The organism is Phyllobacterium sp. (assembly GCF_037994405.1).
Lineage (GTDB): Bacteria > Pseudomonadota > Alphaproteobacteria > Rhizobiales > Rhizobiaceae > Phyllobacterium.
Map to the genome: position 1 here is coordinate 1 of NZ_JBBNAN010000167.1, position 2,620 is coordinate 2,620.

Here is a 2,620-nt window from a genome sequence, read left to right on the forward strand (position 1 = left end):
TATCGCGACTAGCTCTTCAGGCGGGAATTGCACAGGCTGTAATAGCCGCCGCCCTTTTGTATCCACTTCAAGCCACCGAGCGTATTGTTCTGCTTGTTGGCGTAGTATTGCTCCAGGCAAGTGTGCATGCGCGCCTTGCCGGCGCTTTCGTTTGAATACTTGGACGAAATACCCTTGGGGAATGCAACACCTCGCGGAGCAGTTGTCGTCGGTGCAGCCGGCTCTTCCGTATAGGATGCGGTATCCGCCGTTGGAGCGCTGTCGTCCTCATTGACCGCGGAGGCATCGCCACTGCATTGCGCTTTACGGAAATCGTTCCACTTCTGGCCACCGAGCGTTCCGGCCTTCTTGGCCGCCTGATATTTGACGCTGCATTCCTTCATCGACAAACCCGCGCCATTGCTATCATTCGACGGAGCAGTCGCAGTCTTTGTGGTTTGTAGGGGCTCTTGCTTATCGGCGGCGGCCGATGCACCGGCGCCGCATTGCGCTTTGCGGAAATCATTCCATTTCAACCCACCAAGGGTTCCCGCGCTTTTTGCGGCCTGATACTTGGCGCTGCACTCCTTCATTGTCAGGCCAGCATCGCTGCCGCTACTCGGTGCGGCCTTGGTGGTTTTGGTGGGAGTTGCCGGTGCGGCAGCGGCAGCGTCGGCGCTGCACTGGGTTTTGCGGAAATCATTCCACTTCAGACCACCCAGTGTTCCGGCACTTTTCGCCGCCTGATATTTGGCGCTGCATTCTTTCATCGTCAGGCCATTGCCCACTTCGCCGCCCGTGGCTGTGGATGTTGTGGTATCGGCTTTTGTCTTGCTTGCCGGTTTTTTTGTTTCCGTTGCCGGAGCGGCATCAAAAGCACATTGGGTTTTGCGGAAATCATTCCATTTCAAACCACCGAGGGTCCCTGCCTCCTTCGCTGCCTGGTATTTAACACTGCATTCCTTCGCGGTGAGTGCGTAGGCTGGTGCAACGGCAAATGACACCGCGGCAAACATGCCAGCAAATACGAGATTTCGGATGATCGACATTGTAATCTCCCTCAAGTGGCCGGGAACGTCTGAGCTCACGACCTGCATTGCTCTCTCTTCCCAATAACGGGCGGGGAAATTTACCAAGACGTGCCGCTTTGTTCTCGCGAAAACTATATTTTCGTATAACAAAATGTATCGGGTAACTATAAAGGGTGAACAAGCAGCGTTGGCGCAAAAAGCCTGACAATCGATTTGTCGCTGCTGTTTACCACTTGCGACAAATCCCATATGGCAACGTGAATTCGCCGCGCCCAAGGAAGTGCGAGATCACCCGTTCGTTAGGATGCTCTGTCTGCCCTTGCAAAGAAGCTTGGGTTGGCGAATTCACGCAGGTTCTGGAGAAGTTGGGGATGTCTCTGCCCTCAACGCGGCCGTGCTGTTCTCGTGTGCAGAGCCTTTGCACCTATTCAACTACTGCGCCTTGAGATCATCAAGCGCCTGGTTGAGCGCCAGGACGTTGACGACAGGTTCGCCCATGAAGCCGAGTTCGCGGCCCTGACTATGCTGATCGACGAGCTGGCGGATCCGCGTCTCATCAATGCCACGGGCCTTGGCGACGCGAGGCACCTGGAAATAGGCGGCTTCCGGCGAGATGTGCGGATCGAGACCGCTGCCCGAGGTGGTGACGAGATCGATTGGCACGGGCGTATTGGGATTGCTTGCCTTCAGCGCGGCCTGGTCGGCCTTGATGCGGTCAATCAGCTTCGGATTGGTGGGGCCGAGATTGGAACCGCTGGAGCTGGCGGCATTATAGCCGTCGCCCGCGGCAGACGGACGGCCGTGGAAGTATTTGTCACTCGAAAATGCCTGGCCGATCAGTTGCGAGCCTATGACCGTGCCGTTCTTCTCGATGAGGCTGCCGTTTGCCTGACGCGGGAACAGGACTTGCGCAATGCCGGTCATGCCGAGCGGATAGATCAGGCCGGTGATGACCGTCAGGGCGATAGTCATGACAATCGCGGGTTTGAGTTGTTTCAGCATGGGAATGTTCCTTTATGCGAGGCCAAGACTGGTGATGACCACGTCGATTGCCTTGATGCCAATGAAGGGGACAATGACGCCGCCGAGGCCATAGATGAGAAGGTTGCGGCTCAGCAGTGCGCCGGCACCGACGGCCCGGTATTTGACGCCCCTCAAGGACAGCGGGATGAGGGCGACAATGATCAGCGCGTTGAAGATGATCGCCGACAGAATGGCGCTCTGCGGCGTTTGCAGTCCCATGATGTTGAGTGCGCCGAGCTGCGGATAGAACGCCAGGAACATCGCCGGGATGATGGCGAAGTATTTCGCGATATCATTGGCAATGGAGAACGTCGTTAACGCGCCGCGCGTCATCAGCAACTGCTTGCCGATGCCGACGATCTCGATCAGCTTGGTCGGATCGCTGTCGAGATCGACCATGTTGCCGGCTTCGCGGGCAGCCACGGTACCGGTGTTCATCGCCACGCCGACATCGGCCTGAGCCAATGCCGGAGCATCGTTGGTGCCATCCCCGCACATGGCAACGAGCTTGCCTTTCGCCTGTTCGTCGCGAATGAGCGTCAGCTTGTTTTCGGGGGTCGCCTGGGCAAGGAAATCGTCGACGCCGG

At 57.4% G+C, this 2,620-nt stretch carries 3 protein-coding genes; all 3 read right to left on the bottom strand.

All coding sequences use genetic code 11. The annotated features are described in order from the left end of the window. Window positions 1-8: 8 nt before the first annotated feature. Window positions 9-1,286: a hypothetical protein gene (locus AAAC48_RS09770; protein WP_340653994.1), complete on the bottom strand. Its 1,278-nt coding sequence runs from the start codon at window positions 1,284-1,286 to the stop codon at window positions 9-11. A gap of 156 nt (window positions 1,287-1,442) precedes the next feature. Then, window positions 1,443-2,012 (bottom strand): potassium-transporting ATPase subunit KdpC, encoded by a 570-nt coding sequence (kdpC, locus tag AAAC48_RS09775; protein ID WP_340653995.1) that lies wholly within the window; start codon window positions 2,010-2,012, stop codon window positions 1,443-1,445. Between the two features lie 12 nt (window positions 2,013-2,024). Continuing rightward, a partial coding sequence (locus AAAC48_RS09780) for an HAD-IC family P-type ATPase (protein ID WP_340653996.1) occupies window positions 2,025-2,620 on the bottom strand: 596 nt, incomplete at its 5' end.

Bases quoted from the DNA above. Each gene is read 5' to 3' on its own strand.
- kdpC (WP_340653995.1), bottom strand. From the start codon at position 2,012: ATGCTGAAACAACTCAAACCCGCGATTGTCATGACTATCGCCCTGACG.